The 18,328-nt window shown below is 37.6% G+C and carries 15 protein-coding genes; 4 read left to right on the top strand and 11 right to left on the bottom strand.

What is annotated here, in order from left to right; genetic code table 11:
* Positions 1-64: 64 nt before the first annotated feature.
* A complete protein-coding gene (gene truC / locus KO495_RS02395; protein WP_215978808.1) occupies positions 65-796 on the bottom strand; it encodes a tRNA pseudouridine(65) synthase TruC in 732 nt (243 codons plus the stop codon).
* 2 nt (positions 797-798) lie between these two features.
* Positions 799-1,140 (bottom strand): YqcC family protein, encoded by a 342-nt coding sequence (locus KO495_RS02390; RefSeq protein WP_215978807.1) that lies wholly within the window; start codon positions 1,138-1,140, stop codon positions 799-801.
* Positions 1,141-1,250: 110 nt separating this feature from the next.
* On the opposite strand from KO495_RS02390, the gene KO495_RS02385 reads away from it, so the two are divergent.
* The 3 genes from KO495_RS02385 (at position 1,251) to KO495_RS02375 (ending at position 4,061) form a co-directional block, all read left to right on the top strand.
* Entirely contained in the window at positions 1,251-2,339 is a 1,089-nt protein-coding gene (locus KO495_RS02385; RefSeq protein WP_215978806.1) for a DUF3549 family protein, read from the top strand.
* 161 nt (positions 2,340-2,500) lie between these two features.
* Positions 2,501-2,812: a DUF3301 domain-containing protein gene (locus KO495_RS02380; RefSeq protein WP_215978805.1), complete on the top strand. Its 312-nt coding sequence runs from the start codon at positions 2,501-2,503 to the stop codon at positions 2,810-2,812.
* 109 nt (positions 2,813-2,921) lie between these two features.
* On the top strand, positions 2,922-4,061 hold the full coding sequence (locus KO495_RS02375; protein WP_215978804.1) for a hypothetical protein: 1,140 nt from the start codon (positions 2,922-2,924) through the stop codon (positions 4,059-4,061).
* A gap of 109 nt (positions 4,062-4,170) precedes the next feature.
* On the opposite strand, the gene KO495_RS02370 is transcribed toward KO495_RS02375, so the two are convergent.
* The 9 genes from KO495_RS02370 to KO495_RS02330 form a co-directional block, all read right to left on the bottom strand.
* Positions 4,171-5,748: a cobyric acid synthase gene (locus tag KO495_RS02370; RefSeq protein ID WP_215978803.1), complete on the bottom strand. Its 1,578-nt coding sequence runs from the start codon at positions 5,746-5,748 to the stop codon at positions 4,171-4,173.
* A 57-nt stretch (positions 5,749-5,805) separates the two neighbouring features.
* Positions 5,806-6,579, bottom strand: a complete 774-nt coding sequence (locus KO495_RS02365) for a histidine phosphatase family protein (protein WP_215978802.1) — start codon at positions 6,577-6,579, stop codon at positions 5,806-5,808.
* 87 nt (positions 6,580-6,666) lie between these two features.
* The gene (cobU, locus tag KO495_RS02360; RefSeq protein WP_215978801.1) at positions 6,667-7,212 is read right to left on the bottom strand and encodes a bifunctional adenosylcobinamide kinase/adenosylcobinamide-phosphate guanylyltransferase; all 546 of its coding nucleotides are present in this window, start codon (positions 7,210-7,212) and stop codon (positions 6,667-6,669) included.
* Between the two features lie 42 nt (positions 7,213-7,254).
* Complete coding sequence (locus KO495_RS02355) at positions 7,255-8,076, bottom strand: adenosylcobinamide-GDP ribazoletransferase (protein WP_252738761.1); 822 nt, start codon at positions 8,074-8,076, stop codon at positions 7,255-7,257.
* Positions 8,077-8,107: 31 nt separating this feature from the next.
* Positions 8,108-9,268 (bottom strand): nicotinate-nucleotide--dimethylbenzimidazole phosphoribosyltransferase, encoded by a 1,161-nt coding sequence (gene cobT / locus KO495_RS02350; RefSeq protein WP_215978800.1) that lies wholly within the window; start codon positions 9,266-9,268, stop codon positions 8,108-8,110.
* Positions 9,269-9,473: 205 nt separating this feature from the next.
* Entirely contained in the window at positions 9,474-10,511 is a 1,038-nt protein-coding gene (gene wecA, locus KO495_RS02345; RefSeq protein ID WP_215978799.1) for a UDP-N-acetylglucosamine--undecaprenyl-phosphate N-acetylglucosaminephosphotransferase, read from the bottom strand.
* 321 nt (positions 10,512-10,832) lie between these two features.
* Positions 10,833-11,864 carry an NAD-dependent epimerase/dehydratase family protein gene (locus tag KO495_RS02340; protein WP_215978798.1) on the bottom strand — a complete coding sequence of 344 codons (1,032 nt, stop codon included), beginning with the start codon at positions 11,862-11,864 and terminating at the stop codon, positions 10,833-10,835.
* A gap of 115 nt (positions 11,865-11,979) precedes the next feature.
* A complete protein-coding gene (gene tviB / locus KO495_RS02335; protein ID WP_215978797.1) occupies positions 11,980-13,263 on the bottom strand; it encodes a Vi polysaccharide biosynthesis UDP-N-acetylglucosamine C-6 dehydrogenase TviB in 1,284 nt (427 codons plus the stop codon).
* Between the two features lie 128 nt (positions 13,264-13,391).
* Complete coding sequence (locus KO495_RS02330; RefSeq protein ID WP_215978796.1) at positions 13,392-16,130, bottom strand: SLBB domain-containing protein; 2,739 nt, start codon at positions 16,128-16,130, stop codon at positions 13,392-13,394.
* A 556-nt stretch (positions 16,131-16,686) separates the two neighbouring features.
* Between KO495_RS02330 and KO495_RS02325 the strand changes: the two genes are divergently transcribed.
* On the top strand, positions 16,687-18,132 hold the full coding sequence (locus KO495_RS02325; RefSeq protein WP_215978795.1) for a peptide MFS transporter: 1,446 nt from the start codon (positions 16,687-16,689) through the stop codon (positions 18,130-18,132).
* Positions 18,133-18,328: the final 196 nt, after the last annotated feature.

Raw genomic sequence — 18,328 nt, 5'->3', positions numbered from 1 at the left:
TTCGTTAAATTTACTTGCAATAGGCTAGAAGTTCAGGTTAATTACTGCAATAGTTACATCCGCGTTAATCAACAATATCGGCTACAGGGCAATTTATAGCGGTTAATATTTCTGTAAACTCGGGACTTAAACTCGCTTTAATGGTGAGTTTTTTCAGTAATACCGGATGTTCAAATGTCATCTCTTTCGCCACTAACAATAATCGCTCTAAATTAAACTGCTCTCTAAACATAGTGTTATGTTTACCGTCACCATGCGTGGTGTCTCCAACTATCGGATGAAAAATATGCTTCATGTGACGTCTTAGCTGATGTTTCCTTCCGGTTTGTGGCATTAATGACAATAGAGAATAACGTGAAGTAGCATAACGCCCAACAGCAATGGGTAACTCTCCTTGCCACAGGGTTTTATATTCAGTAACTGCCGGTTGCGCTAACTTGTCTTGCTGCGCTTTTTTATCGGTCATTTTATCAAGCATCTCGTTGAGCGGATAATCAATACAATCACTCTCAGGGGTATAGCCTCGCACCAAAGCAATGTACTTTTTCTGTATGGTTTTCTCACTAAACTGCTCAGTTAATTTTGCCGCTATCTCAGCAGAAAGCGCCATAACCAAAACACCCGAGGTAGGTTTATCTAATCGATGAACGGGATAAACATATTGGCCAATTTGATCTCGTACTAATTGTAAGGCAAAACGCGTTTCATGCTTATCTATCATAGAGCGGTGCACCAACAATCCCGAGGGTTTGTCAATAACAACAATATACTCGTCTTGGTAAAGAATAGGCAGCATAGTTATCCTTGCATACTTGGTTGAGTCAACGACAAATCAATAGCGGCAATAATACTTAATAACGAATTAGCTTCACTGCCTAAGCGTTTAAATGCTTCTTCAGCCATAGGAGATAATGAAATCGAGCTGGGTAAAGGTAAGTTTTCGTTAAGCAAGTGCTGCATTTTAGGAAGAAAAATAAATTGCAGCCATTGCTCAAACAATAATGTGTCAACACAAAAAGGCAGCTTACTCTTAAGCTTTTCTGTTGCTGGCGGAATGTCTTGCCATAAGTGTTGTGCTTTTAATGCTTGAGTTAAATCATTTAATAGCACCGAGATGTGTGCTTTTTGATTAGTGTTCATTGGGTTTATTCACTGATTAGGTCTCTGTTTAATACAAACTTTTACTATGTTAATCGCGCCATTATCCTTATAATATCAGGCTAATTCAACCAACATGATTTTGATATTTTATGTCTGACAACGCACAACCCCAAAACATCGATACTATTTCTCAATTACTAAAACTATCGGGTTCACAATATCGCCTTTATGATATGGGTCGCTTAGTCACTAAAGTGCCGAAAGAGCTGTTTGAAAAAGTTGAGTTAAACCAAGTCCCCTACCCGACACCTTCACAAGGCCATGCGTTTATCGCAATCGCGTTTTGGCAAAAACAATCTGCTCAGCCTTACTTATGGTTATTAAAATTACCGCTAGATGAGCGAGGGTTATTAAACCAAGGGGCTCGCAATCACTTTATCGCCATTATTGTAGAAGCTCTCGGCGCTGATTTAACCCAAGAAGCGAGTAAAAAACAAGAAGATATTCTCAGTAGTAACCCGTACTTATTTACACCAGCCCAATACAAATTAGCAAGCTTAAATAGCAAAATTAAAGTGGATCTAAAACAGCCAGCCAGTGAATATTTATCACCATTTTTAAGTTACATCAGCGGTGATTTAGGTTGGGATAATTGGCAAGCCGTTGGTGTGCAAGGTATTACCGACTTTACGGCAAGAATAAAGCAAGATAATAACAGCGAACTTTTATGCAAGGTATTCAACAACTTACCAGAAGAAGTTTTATTACCTTTATGCGGCGCACTAGAAAATGAAAGCTTAGACGTTAACTTAATCGACATCATACTAACGCGCTTAACTACGCAACTACAAAATACAGCGCAATTGGCCACACAGACAGAGAATGAAGAAGAGCCAAGTCAGCAAATAGCTCAGCACTTATTGCGTGCTTTAGCAGGCAGTATTCAACATAAGCATGTCATTGAATTTATTGACTCATTATTACAACAAGCATATGTTAGCCCTGACTTATTAATTACACTGTCTGGTCGCTGCTGGTCAGTATTAGCCGACAATACTCGATTAATGGCTTATTTTGAACATCTAGTTAGCAGTAATGACATACCACTATTTACCAGTATATTTAAAGATTTAGTTGCCATTCCGACCATTCGTCCTGTGGTATTTCAATGTATGCGAGCGCCTAATCGTTCTCCAGCACTGGCTCAAGCTATTGGACAGTTATTTAACCAAGCTTAGTCTCGTAGTAGACTTGTCAATAATAATAAAGTTGAGCTCGCTAAGATATATTCACTAAAATGCTAAACACTAACCTTTAAGCAAAGTTACTTCAATGATATGGTTTGCTTAAAGTGATACCTAGTCCTTGGTTAGCCTAATTTTGCTGTAATGAGAGCACTATGGAAAATATTTATTATTTATTAATCGCTTTTTTAATCGCTTGGTACTTCATTTATTTACGAAAAGTATCTGAGTGTGCCAAAGTACATGTTGATAACTACTGTAAAAAATCAGGGTTACAGTTTATCGCCTTAGCACGACGCACTAGTCGATTTAGCGTAACTAAAGAGCACGGCGCTTGCATTAAAAGTGTTTTTGATTTTGAATTTAGTGGTGATGGCGAGTCTAACAATCAAGGGACATTAACTTTATGCGGCTTAAAACTAGAGCAAGTTGTTTTGCCCGCTTATAAAATTAACGAGCCCTATTAAGACTCAAAGTATTTTGATAAAAATAAGTACAACAAAATATCAAAAACACAGAAAAATATAACTTTTAGAATAAACATATCAAATTAACTCATCAACTTTCGGAGCTATTTTGCTTTTACTACAATCTATTTTTTGCTTAAAAGGTAACGACAATCGCAGCCGATATATAGCATTAGCTGCGCTAGCCTATACCTTATTTGTGCTTTTCTCAGCAATTTTCACCGGTAACTTTCTTGTTGGTTTTTTACTGTTACTACTTTGCACTAGTTTATTAGCGTTAACCACAAAAAGACGTTTACATGACGCGAAACAAAGTGAGCGTTTATTACTTATTCCAACAGTACTATTTTTTATCACTGGGCTGGCAACATTATTTATTGCTGATAATGGCTACTACTTATTAATACTACCGATAATAAGCTCAGCCTTTTTTCTAAGTTATGTGAGTAAGCTAACAGACCGTCAAGTTAGCTATATCTATGGTTATTACGGTCCGGTTGATTTATCGAGCCTTAAAGAAAGTAGCGCGCCATTACAAAATCGCCGTATTGAACCAACCCTCGCTTCACAAGGCATCACTAACCAACAGTTTGACACTATTACAACAGAAGTTGTTAATGAGTCTGTAGCGCAAATAAAACCGCAAACAGACACTATAAGCACTACAGTAACTTCGCAGAACGACCTTGGCGAAAATATTCGCGTAGCATTATTTACAAATAAAAAGCTTCAACTAGGAATAGCACTAATAGCAGCGTTACTGCTCATTACTATTATTGGCATTACAATAGCAAACGCTATAGATAATAAGTCGAGTGAACAAGCTTTAGAAAGTGAAGCTCAAAACCAAGCAAAAAATGGCGAAAACAGTCATAAGTTAATACGAAATGAGCCGTTACCCATGCCTGATAATTTCACGCTGTATTTATCACAACATCAAGGCGTGATCATTCATTGGCAAGCTGATGATGTTGAAAATGGTCAGTTATGGTCGCAACTATCAACTCAAGGCGACAAAAGCTGTAATGTGATTAACTTTAATAAAGGCGAGGATATTCGCACAGTACGCGTTGATGTTGAAAATATTAATCATTATTACGCAGCATTCTCCCCTCTTGACAGTAAAGCACTCATTAGAGCGCTAGCATTTAAAGGTGATTTTAGCTTGTGTGGCTATAAATTTTCATTAAAAGGTAGTCAAGCCGCATTAAGTAGAAATAATCACTATGGACAATATATTGATTACTAAACATTAATAGCAATTAAAACAATAAAAACTAAAAAGCGACTTAATGTCGCTTTTTAGTTTTTTGCTCGTAGCAAGCACCTTTAATCATTAATCGGTGTATTGTGATAACTTAGCCATACCAGTCAGCCAGTATTTTCTCAACTTTATTCATATCTAAATGCGCTCTACAGGCGTTAGCAACCCGATTAATCGCTTCCTCTTCAATCACTTCAATACTTGGCGCTAAACTAACCTCAAAGTTTAGCCACAGCATAAACAGCTGTAACGCTTGCGGTTGATCAAACAAACCATGAAGGTAGCAACCGGCAATCTGCTCATCAGCGCTTAGCGTTCCTGGCTCGGGATAATGCGTTGCTTTCATGTCGGCGGTAATTAGTGTTGATAGCTCATTAGGCTGCTCTGTACTAACATATTGACCAGCAGCTTCTTTAGTACTTTCTTTAGTATCTTTGCAACTTGTTTCACCGGCATGAATTTCATAACCGCTAATATTAGCGGTTTTTCCTGCAAGATTAAGCGTTCCACTGACATTAACTAAGGTTTTATTTTTCGTTAATTCAGTACGAAGTGGGAAATAACCTAGCCCTTTAGTCGTGCCCGCTTCACCTTCAATACCATATGGGTCAGCAATCATTTCACCTAACATTTGGTAACCACCGCAAACCCCTAATACTTTACCGCCATAACGTAAATGACGCGCGATTTCATCATGCCAACCTCGGGCACGTAAAAAGGCTAAATCACCACGAACGTTTTTACTACCTGGTAATATTAATAAGTCACAAGGAGGAATAGCCACTTTATCAATTGTAGCTTCGCCCTCACCGCCCTTAGCAAATAAGAACTGACAATCAATATCACTATGGTGCCTTAACGCATCAAAGTCGGTATGATTACTCATATGCGGATAAACCAGTACCACTATCTTTACTTTACTCGCTATTTTGTCACTCTGCTGGGTAACTAAAGCGTCTTCTGATGAAACATCAAGGCCATGTAAATAAGGCAGCACACCTAAAACAGGTTTATTGGTTTTTTCTTCGAGCCAAGTTAACCCCGATTCAAGCAAACGAATATCACCGCGAAAGCGATTAATAACAAAACCTGCCACTCGGTCTTGCTCAGATTGTGATAACAACATTAAGGTGCCAACAAGTTGGGCAAAGACACCGCCTTTATCAATATCTGCAATAATAATTACCGGACAATCTGCTGCCTCAGCAAACCCCATATTGGCAATATCACCTTTACGTAGGTTAATTTCAGCGGGGCTGCCAGCACCTTCCACGACAATGAGTTGATAGTTATCCATTAAACGTTGATGTGAAGCTAGCACCCCTTGCATCGCTACTTTTTTGTAATCTTGGTATTGCTTAGCTTCCATATTAGAAAGCGCTTTACCGTGCATGATAACTTGTGCACCGGTATCGCTATTTGGCTTAAGTAAAATAGGATTAAAATCAACAGACAACGCAACTCTGGCCGCTTTAGCTTGTAGTGCTTGTCCTCGTCCGATTTCACCGCCACAAGGTGTTACCGCACTGTTTAGCGCCATATTTTGCGGCTTAAATGGTGCAACTTTCTTACCTTGATCTGCAAAGACACGACACAAGCCTGCTACTAGTGTCGTTTTACCTGCATCAGAAGTGGTGCCTTGTACCATCAGAGTTGGAGTTTTATTATTCATTTAATAGGTTACTGCATAGTTAATGTTGATAAATTGCCACAATTAGCTTTATCCGCGTTACTCATCGAGTAAAGGCATAGCAATCGTATTCACTTGGGTAAAGTAATCATGTGAAGAGGCTGATTGGTCAATGTTTTGAGAGTGAGTAGGTGAACTACTGTTATCATCAATAGATCGTACCGATAGTTGAGTTAGACTACCATAGCCAATATGTAAGTTTTGATACCAACTTGCTTGCTGCCAGTTAAGCTGTAATACGTGCGCTAGAATCATGCGAATCACACCACCATGTGCAAAAATAATAATACGTCGTGGTTGTAAACCTTGCGTAGTTTGTAAGCTTAGCTGCTGCGTTAAGAGACTTTTCCATGCAGAAATTACCCGTTGATGAAATTCAGTCAAGCTTTCTGCTTGAGGTAATATGACATTAGCGGGTGATTGAAAAAATTCTTCAAGAGTATTCCAATGTAACCCAGAAATCGATATTGACTCTTGCTTATCAAAAGGTAACTCATCAAACAACACACCATCATAGCGACCAAAGTTCATTTCTTGAAAGTCGTCTTTAATTAATAAAGGTGCATGGGTTAATTGAGCTAATTGTTTAGCAGCTAAAACGCAGCGCTGTAATGGGGAGCTGAATATTTGCTGATAAATAGCTGGCAGCTTTAGAGTATTAGTAGCTGTTCTAGTTTGGCGAAGCTCACTCCTTTTCAATAAAGCAGCTATTAATAAGTCATTATCAGCAGCTTTGGGGGCTACGTCAGTTTTTCCGTAAAGCGCAGCTCTCCCCTCAACTTTAACGTGACGTACCAGCTCTATCTGCAGCATAAATTACCAACAAGATTATAGAATAAATGGTAGCTTGCCCTCACGGCTAGATAACTTAGCAATGAATTGATAATCATAAAAAACTGCTTAAGCTTTTTTCAATGTTAATGGAATACCGGCAGTTACGAGTGTTACCTGATCGGCAACCTTAGCCACTGCTTGATTAAGCCAACCACAATAGTCAACATACAAGCGAGTAGCTGCCCCCATAGGGATCACACCTAAACCAATTTCATTACTGACAATAACGATATCAATATCTAAAATAGCAAGCGTGGCAATTAGCTGATCCATTTCGTCATTTAAATGCTGTGCTTGTTCGGTCTTATTCTTATATTCTACCGAAAAAAGCTGGTTATTTAGCCACAAGGTTAAACAGTCAAGTAAGTAAACCTGATTTTTAGGCAATGATTGTAGTTGCTCACTAAGCAGTAAAGGGCACTCTATTAGCTGCCACTCTTGCCCTCTGTCAGTTTGATGCTTAACAATACGATCAAGCATTTCATCATCTACCGCTGTTGCCGTCGCAATATAAGCTGCCTGTTTATTGTTACCTTTACACAAAGCCAAAGTTTGCTGCTCAGCAAAACTCGACTTTCCTGAGCGTGCCCCACCTAACACTAAATGTATCATTAGAGTGTTCCTATGCTTGTATCATGAATAAGCGCATTATTACTAAAAGCTGCCATGGCCAAAATAACCGACAAAAGTAAGATAAATTAACAGCTCACTTAACTGTTGCGCAGCCCCTAAACAATCCCCAGTAAAACCACCGAGGCGCTTTAATAACCATAACTTAAAATACCAACGAAACAAAAAAAGCACAGCCAACGTTATCCAAATTAAAGCCAATGGATAAAACAATAAAGGAGTAATACCTATGACTAATAAAAGCAAACGCTCTTGATTTGATTGAAACTGTGCTAACGGCTTACTTTTACTGTTATCTGTTTCGGTAACATAAGGGAGCGCTGATATTAAGCTGCCAGCGAATGCACGAGAAAGTCCAGCAGCTAAAACAAGCGCACCTAAGAACAAGTTAAGATTAATTTGCATTAATGCATGTAACAAATAAAACTTTAATAGTAAGGCAATAAATAGGGTAACCGCACCGTAAGTTCCTAAGCGACTATCTTTCATAATAGCTAAGCGCTTACTTACCTCAAACGCACCACCTATTCCGTCTGCCATATCTGCTAAGCCATCTTCATGAAACGCGCCAGTCAATAACAAACTAATAGCCAATACTAAAATGATAACAACTGTCACGGGAAAGAAATCCGCTAGAATATAGGCACAGCTCGCTAATATTAAGCCGATAAATAAGCCTACTAATGAAAAATAACGATTGGCTTGATTCAGCAACGAAGGAGAGTATTCCATAGACTTAGGCACAGGAATGCGGGTGAAAAAGCTTAATGCTAAATAAAACAAGTTAAGCTGGGCCTTACAAGACTGAACAATATCTTTACCTATCAAGTGCTTCATAATACTCATATTATGCTACTTAGTTTTTGGCCAATAGTTATCATACCGTAACGCCAGCATCTTCAAAACTTGCCATATTATTATAAAAACTCGCCGCTGCCGTTAGCAGTGGGTAAGCTAACGCCGCACCTGAGCCTTCACCAAGTCGCAAACCTAAACTTAATAACGACTTAGTGTGGTAGCGACTATCTTGCTTGAATTCATTTAATAAACCTTGGTGCGCTTTTTCTTGTGAGACATGAGAGAAAATAAGGTAGTCGACTACATTGGCATTTATTTTAACGGCAACCAAAGCTGCAACGCTCACAATAAAGCCATCAACAACTACGGCAACACTCGCTTTAGCGGCAGCTAAAATAGCGCCAACCATTTGTACTATTTCAAAGCCACCGAGCTCACTTAAAAGTGTTTTGATATAAACAGTATTATCTACTTCTTCAACACCGTCTAAAGAAGGGTTATTGAGCGTATTAATACGCGCTAAGGCTTGGGTTATTAGTCGTTTTTTCTGCGCTAATTGTAGCTCAGTAATTCCTGTTCCCATACCAACACAATCGTCAACTGAATAAGAAGTAAGTGCTAACATTAGCGCCGATGCAGAGCTAGTATTCGCAATGCCCATCTCACCTAATAAAATAACGTCACAGCCCAACGCTAACTGCTGAGTAACGACCTTTTCACCGTAACTTAAACCTTGCTCAACTTGCCTTAAGCTCATTGCTGCTTGGTTTGCGATATTGTGCGTGCCCGCGCCTAAACGTTGCACAACAAAGTTCACGTTATTCTCTACGTACTCTGCTTTATCTTTATCGCTAATCGCATCGAGTACGCCACAATCTATTACCGTCATTCCTATATCATTGTTGCGACAAAAACAATTAATAGCAGCCCCCTCGGATAAAAAGTTTAAAACCATCTGCCGAGTTACCGCACTAGGCGCTATACTAACTTGCGCTTCATTAATCCCATGATCGCCAGCAAAAACTAGCATCATTGGCTTAGTTAAACTTAGCTTTGTCTTTAAACTAAACCCCAAGTCACTATGACCTTCATTAACTGTCATACGTTGCCATTGAATCAACATCAGCTGTTTAGCTAAAGTTTCAAGCTCACCTAATGCACCAACTGGTTTTGTTTTACCATCAATTTTAGCTTGAGTAGCGCTTAACTGACTTCTATTTACTGCAGGAATTGCATACATGACTTAAATGACTCTTAGTATTTTAGAAAGAAAATAAGCAAGTTATCTTATGTTATTTCAGTGGTTAACAAAATAACTGATTTACAATAAGTTATATTGCAAGCTACTTTTTGATTTGCTTTGATTACACTTTAAAAACATAACGGCAAAACGTAAAAAGCCCAACTCCATGAGTTAGGCTTTATAGTAAACGCAACAAAAACTATTATTTAAAAGAAGCGCGTCTTGAAATAAAACGGATACTTAACGCATAGCTGATAAACATTAATAAAAAGCTTGCGAACATAATTGACTCTGCAATATTAAAATACTCACCGGCAATACCGAAACCCGACATCAATGCCGCGCCAAATGAGATAACAACTAAGGTTTGCTTAGAGCTTAAGCCCGCTCTTTGTAATAAATGATGTAAATGATCTCTGTCAGGTTTAAAAGGTGACTTACCATTTTTATAACGACGAACTACAATTGCTAACATGTCCATTAATGGAATTGCACATATCCATAATGCTGTTACTGGACGAAAAGACGCACTATCTCCTTGAGTCCCCATAGTTAGTAACCAAATAACGCTCAAACCAACGAACATGCTACCAGCATCACCCATAAATATTTTCTTAGTTTCGTTTTTAAAAAAGCCTAAATTAAACATAAGGTATGGCAAGGTGGCTGTGGCTAAAATTAACGGGTAGCTTAAGTAATCTGTTTGACCACTTAATAAAAATAATAGCGCAATAGAAGTAAATGTATTTACGCTAAGACTACCAATAAGACCATCAATACCATCAATCATGTTATACGCATTAATAACAACGATAATACCAAAATAGGTAAATAATATCCCGAACGCACCAATATCAATAGTACCTAGACCAAGGATATCACCTAAATTAGAAATATAACCACCAACCCCATAAATCATTAAGCTGGCAATGATAATTTGTCCAACAATACGAACACGAACACGTAAATCAAATTTGTCGTCAAGGGCACCAATAAAGACCATCATCGCAGAAGCGATTAAATACATACGTAACTCAAGGGTTGAAGGTAACCAAAGTAAAGTGGCAGCCAGTACTGCGAGGAAAATAGAGATACCACCAATAAGTGGGATGTGACCATCATGTTGCTTTCTCTCGCACGGCTTATCAACTAAGCCTACTTCAATAGCAACGGGTTTAAAAAATTTAATAGCAATAAAAGCGAAGCAGAACGTGGTAAAAATAGTAGCTAGTATATGCATTATTGACCTGATGAGAGTGCTAGTAAAAGTAAAATTAGCTTACATTTGTTCGAGCTTATGCTCTATAAACAAGGAAATTGGCGTTATTATAGAAGATAAGTGAATATAATAAAAGTGAAATAAAGTCTTATATCGTTATAGAAATGTAAGAAAGCTCAATAAATTTGCAAGAAAGCAATTGTTAGTAGCTATTGCAAGTCATCATTTTTTAAATAAAAAGAGATAGAGCTTACATGTTGTTGCGGTTTATCGCCAATAATAATATTGGCGATAACTTGTATTAGTTCCGACTTAAAGTGTACAAGCTCTATAGTATTTTGGTTAACCGTTAGCTTTCATAAAGCCAATATACCAAGGCATTGCTTTGGTAATCCCTTGTGCTATTTTAAACTCAGGTTCAAATCCTAATAACGTTTTTGCTTTAGTAATATCGGCTTGAGAGTGTCTGACATCCCCTGCTCTAAAATCACGATAGTTAGCAGTTTGACTATATTCTACACCGTTATCTTGTAGTGATTGCTGTAAGCTGGTAAACAAATAATTTAATGTTGTTCTATCACCTAAGGCCACATTATAAACTTCATTTTTTGCTTCTTGCTTTGATGTTGCGGCTAAAATATTTGCTTGGACTGCATTTTCAATAAAACAAAAGTCACGACTGGTTTCACCATCACCATTGATAAATATTTCTTCATCAGAAATCATGGCTGCTGTCCATTTAGGGATTACTGCTGCGTAAGCGCCATCTGGATCTTGACGCTTACCAAAAACATTAAAATAACGTAATCCGATTGTATTTAAGCCATAACTTTTTTGAAATACATCAGCATAAAGCTCATTAACATACTTAGTTACCGCATAAGGTGAAAGTGGTTTACCTATCGCGTCTTCTACTTTCGGTAATGCAGGATGGTCACCATAGGTAGAGCTTGATGCTGCATAAACCATAGTGTCGATACTTGCTTCTTTAGCCGCCACTAACATATTTAAAAAGCCGTCAATGTTAGTACTATTAGTGGTAATAGGATCGGCCAGTGAACGTGGTACTGAGCCTAATGCTGCTTGATGTAAGATATAATCAACCCCTTCACAAGCCTTGTGGCAGTCGTCAACTTGACGAATATCACCTTTGATGAAGTTAAATCGTAACCATTGTGCCTCAGAGACCTGTGTCTTAACTTCATCTAGGTTATGTTGGTGTCCTGTTGCAAAGTTATCTAAACCTACAACGTTTTGATCGAGTAATAATAATATTTCAAGTAAATTAGAGCCGATAAAACCTGCACAACCTGTAATTAACCAAGTTTTAGGGCTGTCTGCCAGTGTTTTTTGTATTTGTTGATAACGAGTCATTTCGAGTAAGTATCCTTAAATAAAAACAGGCTTAGATTCTTTTAAAGAAAATAAACCTGTGATAATCAATAATCTGTTTAGCTATAGCGTGTCAGTAAATATAAACTTAATCGGTCTATAAACGAATATCGGCTAACTTAGGGTCGAGCATGTATTTTAAATCGTAAATGATGTGCTCTGCTTTCATTAACGCTTTAATTTCTGTGGCGCTCATCACTTTAAACTGATCATGAGCAACCGCAAAAATAACCGCATCATAATGACCATTTTTTGGCGCTTCAATTAATTCAACACCATACTCATGTTGTGCTTCTTCAGGATTAACCCAAGGGTCGAATACATCAACATTCATATCAAATTCAGCAAGTTCGGCTAAAATATCAACCACTTTAGTGTTACGAACATCAGGGCAGTTTTCTTTAAACGTTAACCCCATTACCAAAACATTAGCACCGTTAACCGGTAACTTTGCTTTAAGCATAGTTTTAACAAGCTGTGAAACAACATATTCACCCATAGAGTCATTAATACGACGACCTGCAAGGATAACTTCTGGGTTATAACCTATAGCTTGTGCTTTATGAGTTAAATAATAAGGATCAACACCAATACAATGACCACCAACCAGACCTGGTCTAAATGGTAAGAAGTTCCACTTAGTACCAGCCGCTTTTAATACTTCTTCAGTATCAATATTTAACTTGTTAAAAATAACAGCTAATTCATTAATTAATGCAATATTTAAATCACGCTGTGTGTTTTCTATGACTTTAGCTGCTTCTGCTACTTGAATTGATGATGCTTTATAGGTGCCAGCAGTAATAATTGAACTATAAATACTATCAACAAAGTCAGCGATTTCAGGAGTAGAGCCTGAAGTCACCTTCAATATATTAGTAACTCGGTGCTCTTTATCGCCTGGGTTAATACGCTCGGGGCTATAACCAGCGTAAAAGTCTTGATTAAATAAAAGTCCTGAATTTTTTTCTATCTCAGGTATACAAACTTCTTCTGTAGCACCCGGGTACACAGTCGACTCATAAATAACAATATCCCCTTTCGAGATAACTTTAGCTAACATTTGGCTTGCTTTAACTAGCGGTGTTAGATCAGGTTGTTTATGCTTATCAATTGGTGTCGGTACTGTAACAATATAAATATTACTCGCTTTTAGTGCTTCAACATCGCTTGAGTAATTAATATAAGGTGAGTCTGCCAACTCTTCACTTGATACTTCAAGTGTAAAATCGTGACCTTGTTTTAACTCTTCAACACGCTTTTGGTTAATATCAAAACCTAATGTTGGGTATTTTTTACCAAACTCAACAGCCAATGGTAAACCTACATAGCCTAAACCTATAATTGCAATCTTAATATTATCTAATGTTGTTACTGTCACGTTATTGTTCCGTTATTATTCCGTTAAAATTTTAAATGATAAAACAAAGCAATTAACTTATTTTACGCATTATCAAGTAAATCACTTTATTCATTCTTACTTATAGCTAGTAGCTTACTTCATACAAGCTACTTATTAATATTACTAATTGAGGCTATAGCAACTGCTGAGTTGTAAATAATACCCGTTACATTGGTCCATAGCTCTAAATTATTCATGTATTCAGCATCTAATGGCACAACAATGGTGTCTCCTGGGCGCAATGTGGATGCGCTATTTTGAGAGAACCAATTAGCACCTGCTTTCATACGTATACGCCCGTTAGCCGAAATAATATAAATACGGCTTTCATCGGCACGCTTCTTACTACCGCCACTTTGCTCTAAATAATCATCAGCAGTGAGGTTTTCATCAAAGATATGCGATGATGTTACCTGTACCTGACCAATCACGTTAATTGAGTTACTCATTGTCGGTACATAAAGTACATCACCATCTTCTAATAAAACATCATAATTATCGACATTCATAATACGATCTAAATCGATAACTAAACGTCCTACTGGCTGTGTTTTAGTTAGATCTGATAGCATCATTTGCGCTTCTTCATAAGACTGTGTTGAATTGCTATCAGTAAGCGTTTGCGAAGCCATCTCAATTTGAAGGTCATTGGCTAATTTTAAAAGGTTTTTTTGCTCAAGTTCTTTTAGCTTCACTCGAGAGAATACAGAGCCGTCAGCATGAGCAAAATCAGTTAATCCACCAGCTTTAGCTACCAAATCAGATAAACTTTCACCACGCCTAATGGTGTACTTCCCTGGAAACTTAAACTCACCACGTAACTCAACTACATGGTTTTCACTCCACGCAGGAATTTTATGAATATTAAGTCGATCTTTGCTGCTTAATAAAATATTGCTTTCAGGATCTTCATTGAGTGCATCCGCTAAATTAACACTTAATGAGTGTTTTTTAACGCCATATGAGCCTATTTCATTACGTGTAATATCAGCTTGTGCTAAGTAAGCAGACTCGTCAACACCACCCGCAGCAGCAACTAAGTCATCAACTCGACCACCTATAGGTAAAGGGTAAACACCCGGGTACTTTACTTGCCCGTCTATTTCAATTAATTGAATAGGTTTACCCGCACCACCTTGTTGTTTTAATTTATGAATAATAGGCATTAGCAGACGTTGACGAGAGAAAAGGCTTAACTCTTTAGCGTCAACTTCTTCTTCAACTTCACCACCAGTAAAGTGGGCAATAGATTGGTTAACTAATTCAGCAGCTTTTTCAGCTTCAACATCTATATCGTATAACTCATTCTCTTCGCCGTACTTTTCCCAAAACAACTTTGTTTTATATTTTTCTTTCGCTAATTGCTTTTCTTTTTTAAATAACTCTTCTTGGGTAAACGCTAGGGTATCTAACGTGATATTTTCATCACTAATCTTAGATACATTTGAAAAGACAATCACTTTATCACTTGGTAATAACGGAATATTATCGACTGAATTGGGGTTGGTAATCGCTTTGGCTAAAGAAAGCTGTAGTACTTCAATATTGCGGGAAAAATCAGTTTCTCGCACAACCAAAGTGTAATTTAAGTCAGCATTAACAAGTAAATGCGAGTCTATATCTGCAAGTAAGTCATTAATACGCTGTCCTTGTTGCCATTGATATTTTCCAGGCCGTGTTACCGCACCGATAACAGTAACCGACTGTTCAAACATTTCAGCGGTTTTCATCACGCGAATATAATCACCTTGCTGTGCTTTTTTAGCCAGTTCTGTTTTATTAGTTAAATCAACGTTTACTATGCTTCGTAAATGGCTTTGGTTATAACGCTCAACAATCGTTGATTTAGCAAAGGCCGAGGGTAAAAAACCTCCAGCCATATTAATAACATCGGCAAAGCTGTCATCATCGGCTAATTCATAAATAGCGGGACGTCTCACTTCACCATCAACAGTTACTGTTCTACCTGCTGGGGCAATAAAAACAACATCTCCTGATTGTAATAATACATCATTAGACGAGTCACCATTGATGAGTAGCTCATATAAATCAAGCGTTTTAATAAGCTTTCCTGAACGTTTTAACTGAATATTACGTAAAGAACCAATGTCATTAATACCACCAGCAGCAAACAATGCATGAGTTATACTTGATAAAGAACTTAAGGTATAAGGACCCGGCTTAAAAGCATCACCCAAAACAAATACACGCATTGAACGCAAAGATGCAATACCAACAACAACATTTACACCAATAATACGTTCTTTAATTTTATTGTTAAGAAACTGTTTTAATTCAACAAAGGTTAAACCTGCAACACTGAGCGCCCCTATATCTGGAAAAACGAGTTCACCTTCACGGGTAACTGTCATTTCAACATCAATACTTTCTTTGCCAAAAACTTGAATAGATAGCTTATCGCCAGGTCCAATAATGTAACCTTCTGGAATCGCGATATCCATCGTAGGAGAAAACGTAAATGGGGCATTAGCAAAAACATCATAACCAAATGGTTTGAGTTCTTTTTCAAGCTCCTCCTCTTCTTTTTCTATTTCATCAAGCTCAGGAAATACAGGGTTACCATCTTCATCAAACATGGTTCCTCGAGGAAAAACTTCAGTATTGTTTTTTTCTTCGTCAGAAGAAAGCTTAGTTTTGCCTGATAACATTGACTGTAAGTCTTTGTAATCAATCCCCATACTCTTGGCTAATGTTTGTTGTTGACCCGGCGGCAATTTTTTAAATTGTTCAATTTGAGCTTGGCTGATTTGTTGCTGAGAATAAGCATTCTGTGAGAAAACTACGATGGCGATCGCTGCCAGTATCGATTTGAAGGATGTCATCATTAGCGCAAATAATTCCTGTTATTCATTTGAATTTTAATTTAACCGAGGCCAAAACTAGAGCTGTTACGTATTTATTGAGTGTTTAAAATTAAACGCTGTTCAAAATACAACAAAACAGACTGAAGCTGCCACATTCATTGCAAATTAATTAGCGCAGAAGTCTACCAGCTTATAGAAAACCACACAATATTTACCCGCTGTTTCATAAAGGATTTGTTTATTTAACTGCTCCTTTCACATAAAACCAAAGGTTTTTCATTTTCATGTTTACGCTTAAAAACTAAAGTTACTTACTAATAAGGTGATTTCAGAACAACCCCCCATTTCAATTTCCTTGATATTATGGTGCTCCATAGGAAACATTTCGCTACAATGTCCAAAGCGTTTACTACCTTGATTCAGCGCTATACTTGCCTTTATTTCACCACAAAGGTATAACACTCTTTTGGATTTAATCTTTACTAAGGCTTTAATCCAAAAAAACTAACGTAAAATACATAATAAATTGCGTAATAAATGCAAAACACATAATAAATAAAATTTTTGGGATAATTATATGACACAACCTAATGCGGGTACGCTTTTCGGCCACCCTAAAGGACTTTTCCTATTGTTTGGTACTGAAATGTGGGAGCGTTTCGGTTATTACGGCATGCGTGCCCTTTTAGTATTATATTTAGTAGCTTCAGTTCAAGACGGCGGTTTTGGCTGGACTACCAGTGAAGCCTTAGGTCTTTATGGTAGCTTTACTATGGCAGTATACCTAACACCTATGATTGGTGGTTGGTTAGCCGATAACTTTATTGGGCAACGTAAAGCAATTATTTACGGTGGTATTATTTTTGCCTTAGGTTACTTTACGCTAGGTATTCCAAAATCAATGATTGTTGGTATGGAAGAAACCGTGTTTTATATCGGTTTAGCCTTAATCGTTATTGGTAATGGTTTATTTAAAGCTAACGTATCAAGCTTAGTGGGTGAGTTATATCAAGAAGGCGATCATCGCCGTGATGGTGCATTCACTATTTTCTATATGGGTATTAACTTAGGTGCATTCTTATCACCATTTATCGTTGGTACATTAGGTGAAGAAGTAAACTGGCATTACGGTTTTATTGCTGCCGGTGTTGGTATGTTAATTGGTTTAGCATTACAGCTAACTCTTGCTAATAAATATTTAGGTGATATCGGCGTTGTTCCTTCTGCGAAAAAAGTTACTGAACACAAAGAAGACTTAAAAGCACGCGCGTTAACTAAAGAAGAAAAAGATCGCACTAAAGTAATTCTTATCATGAGTGTTTTCTCTGTTATCTTCTGGGCTGGCTTCGAACAAGCCGGTGGCTTATTTAATATCTACGCGTCACAATTTACTGATCGTAACTTTATGGGGTTTGAAGTACCAGCAACTTGGTTCCAATCTCTTAACGCGATGTTTATTATTTTACTTGCGCCTGTAATAGCCTCTATTTGGGTTGGTATGGGCTCTAAAGAACCTACCTCGCCAAAGAAATTTGCTTTAGCTATGGTATTTTTAGCCTTAGGCTTCTTTGTTATGGTTGGTGCTACTATGGTTCAAGGTGGCGATGTAACCATTAAAGTTAGCATGTTATTCTTAGTATTTGCTTACCTATTCCATACGTTAGGTGAACTATGTTTATCACCTATTGGTTTATCGTTAGTGTCTAAGTTAGCACCAGTGAAGTTCACGTCATTATTAATGGGTGCATGGTTCTTCTTTACTGCACTATCAAATAAGCTAGCAGCTTTTATTGGTCAATTTGTTGGTGAAGGTGAAGAGCAAGTTGCTAATGCCGGTAACATCTTTATGTCTGTGGGTGTTGCAGCTTTAGTCACGGCACTTATTATTTTCTTAAGTGCGAATAAGTTAGTTGAATGGATGCACGGCGCCGAAGGTGATCAGCATTCAGATATTGACAGCAAACTTGAAGAAGAGCTTTCAGTAACCGCTACTCACGAAGGTGTTTCTGAAACACGCAGCTAATCTTCCTAGCTACATACAAGTACAAATTACAAAAAAGCTGATAGCGTAACCTATCAGCTTTTTTTGTCGCGTAAAAAAATTAACGACTTAACCTGAACTTGGTTTAAGAGATATTTAACAATTTGGAATATCAGCAAAAGTTACTTTTCTGAATCGCTAGCTTGATAGCTTTTCTTCTTTTCATATGATAAGCAAG

This window comes from Colwellia sp. D2M02, assembly GCF_018860755.1.
GTDB classification, from domain to species: domain Bacteria; phylum Pseudomonadota; class Gammaproteobacteria; order Enterobacterales; family Alteromonadaceae; genus Colwellia; species Colwellia asteriadis.
This window is presented reverse-complemented; position numbering and strand designations above follow the sequence as displayed.

Excerpts from the sequence above, each read along its gene's own strand:
- cobU (WP_215978801.1), bottom strand. The coding sequence starts at position 7,212 with ATGATACATTTAGTGTTAGGTGGGGCACGCTCAGGAAAGTCGAGTTTT.
- KO495_RS02370 (WP_215978803.1), bottom strand. The coding sequence starts at position 5,748 with ATGAATAATAAAACTCCAACTCTGATGGTACAAGGCACCACTTCTGAT.
- KO495_RS02325 (WP_215978795.1), top strand. The coding sequence starts at position 16,687 with ATGACACAACCTAATGCGGGTACGCTTTTCGGCCACCCTAAAGGACTT.
- wecA (WP_215978799.1), bottom strand. The coding sequence starts at position 10,511 with ATGCATATACTAGCTACTATTTTTACCACGTTCTGCTTCGCTTTTATT.
- KO495_RS02365 (WP_215978802.1), bottom strand. The coding sequence starts at position 6,579 with ATGCTGCAGATAGAGCTGGTACGTCACGTTAAAGTTGAGGGGAGAGCT.
- KO495_RS02380 (WP_215978805.1), top strand. The coding sequence starts at position 2,501 with ATGGAAAATATTTATTATTTATTAATCGCTTTTTTAATCGCTTGGTAC.
- truC (WP_215978808.1), bottom strand. The coding sequence starts at position 796 with ATGCTGCCTATTCTTTACCAAGACGAGTATATTGTTGTTATTGACAAA.
- KO495_RS02330 (WP_215978796.1), bottom strand. The coding sequence starts at position 16,130 with ATGATGACATCCTTCAAATCGATACTGGCAGCGATCGCCATCGTAGTT.
- KO495_RS02355 (WP_252738761.1), bottom strand. The coding sequence starts at position 8,076 with ATGAGTATTATGAAGCACTTGATAGGTAAAGATATTGTTCAGTCTTGT.
- cobT (WP_215978800.1), bottom strand. The coding sequence starts at position 9,268 with ATGTATGCAATTCCTGCAGTAAATAGAAGTCAGTTAAGCGCTACTCAA.
- KO495_RS02340 (WP_215978798.1), bottom strand. The coding sequence starts at position 11,864 with ATGACTCGTTATCAACAAATACAAAAAACACTGGCAGACAGCCCTAAA.
- KO495_RS02385 (WP_215978806.1), top strand. The coding sequence starts at position 1,251 with ATGTCTGACAACGCACAACCCCAAAACATCGATACTATTTCTCAATTA.
- KO495_RS02390 (WP_215978807.1), bottom strand. The coding sequence starts at position 1,140 with ATGAACACTAATCAAAAAGCACACATCTCGGTGCTATTAAATGATTTA.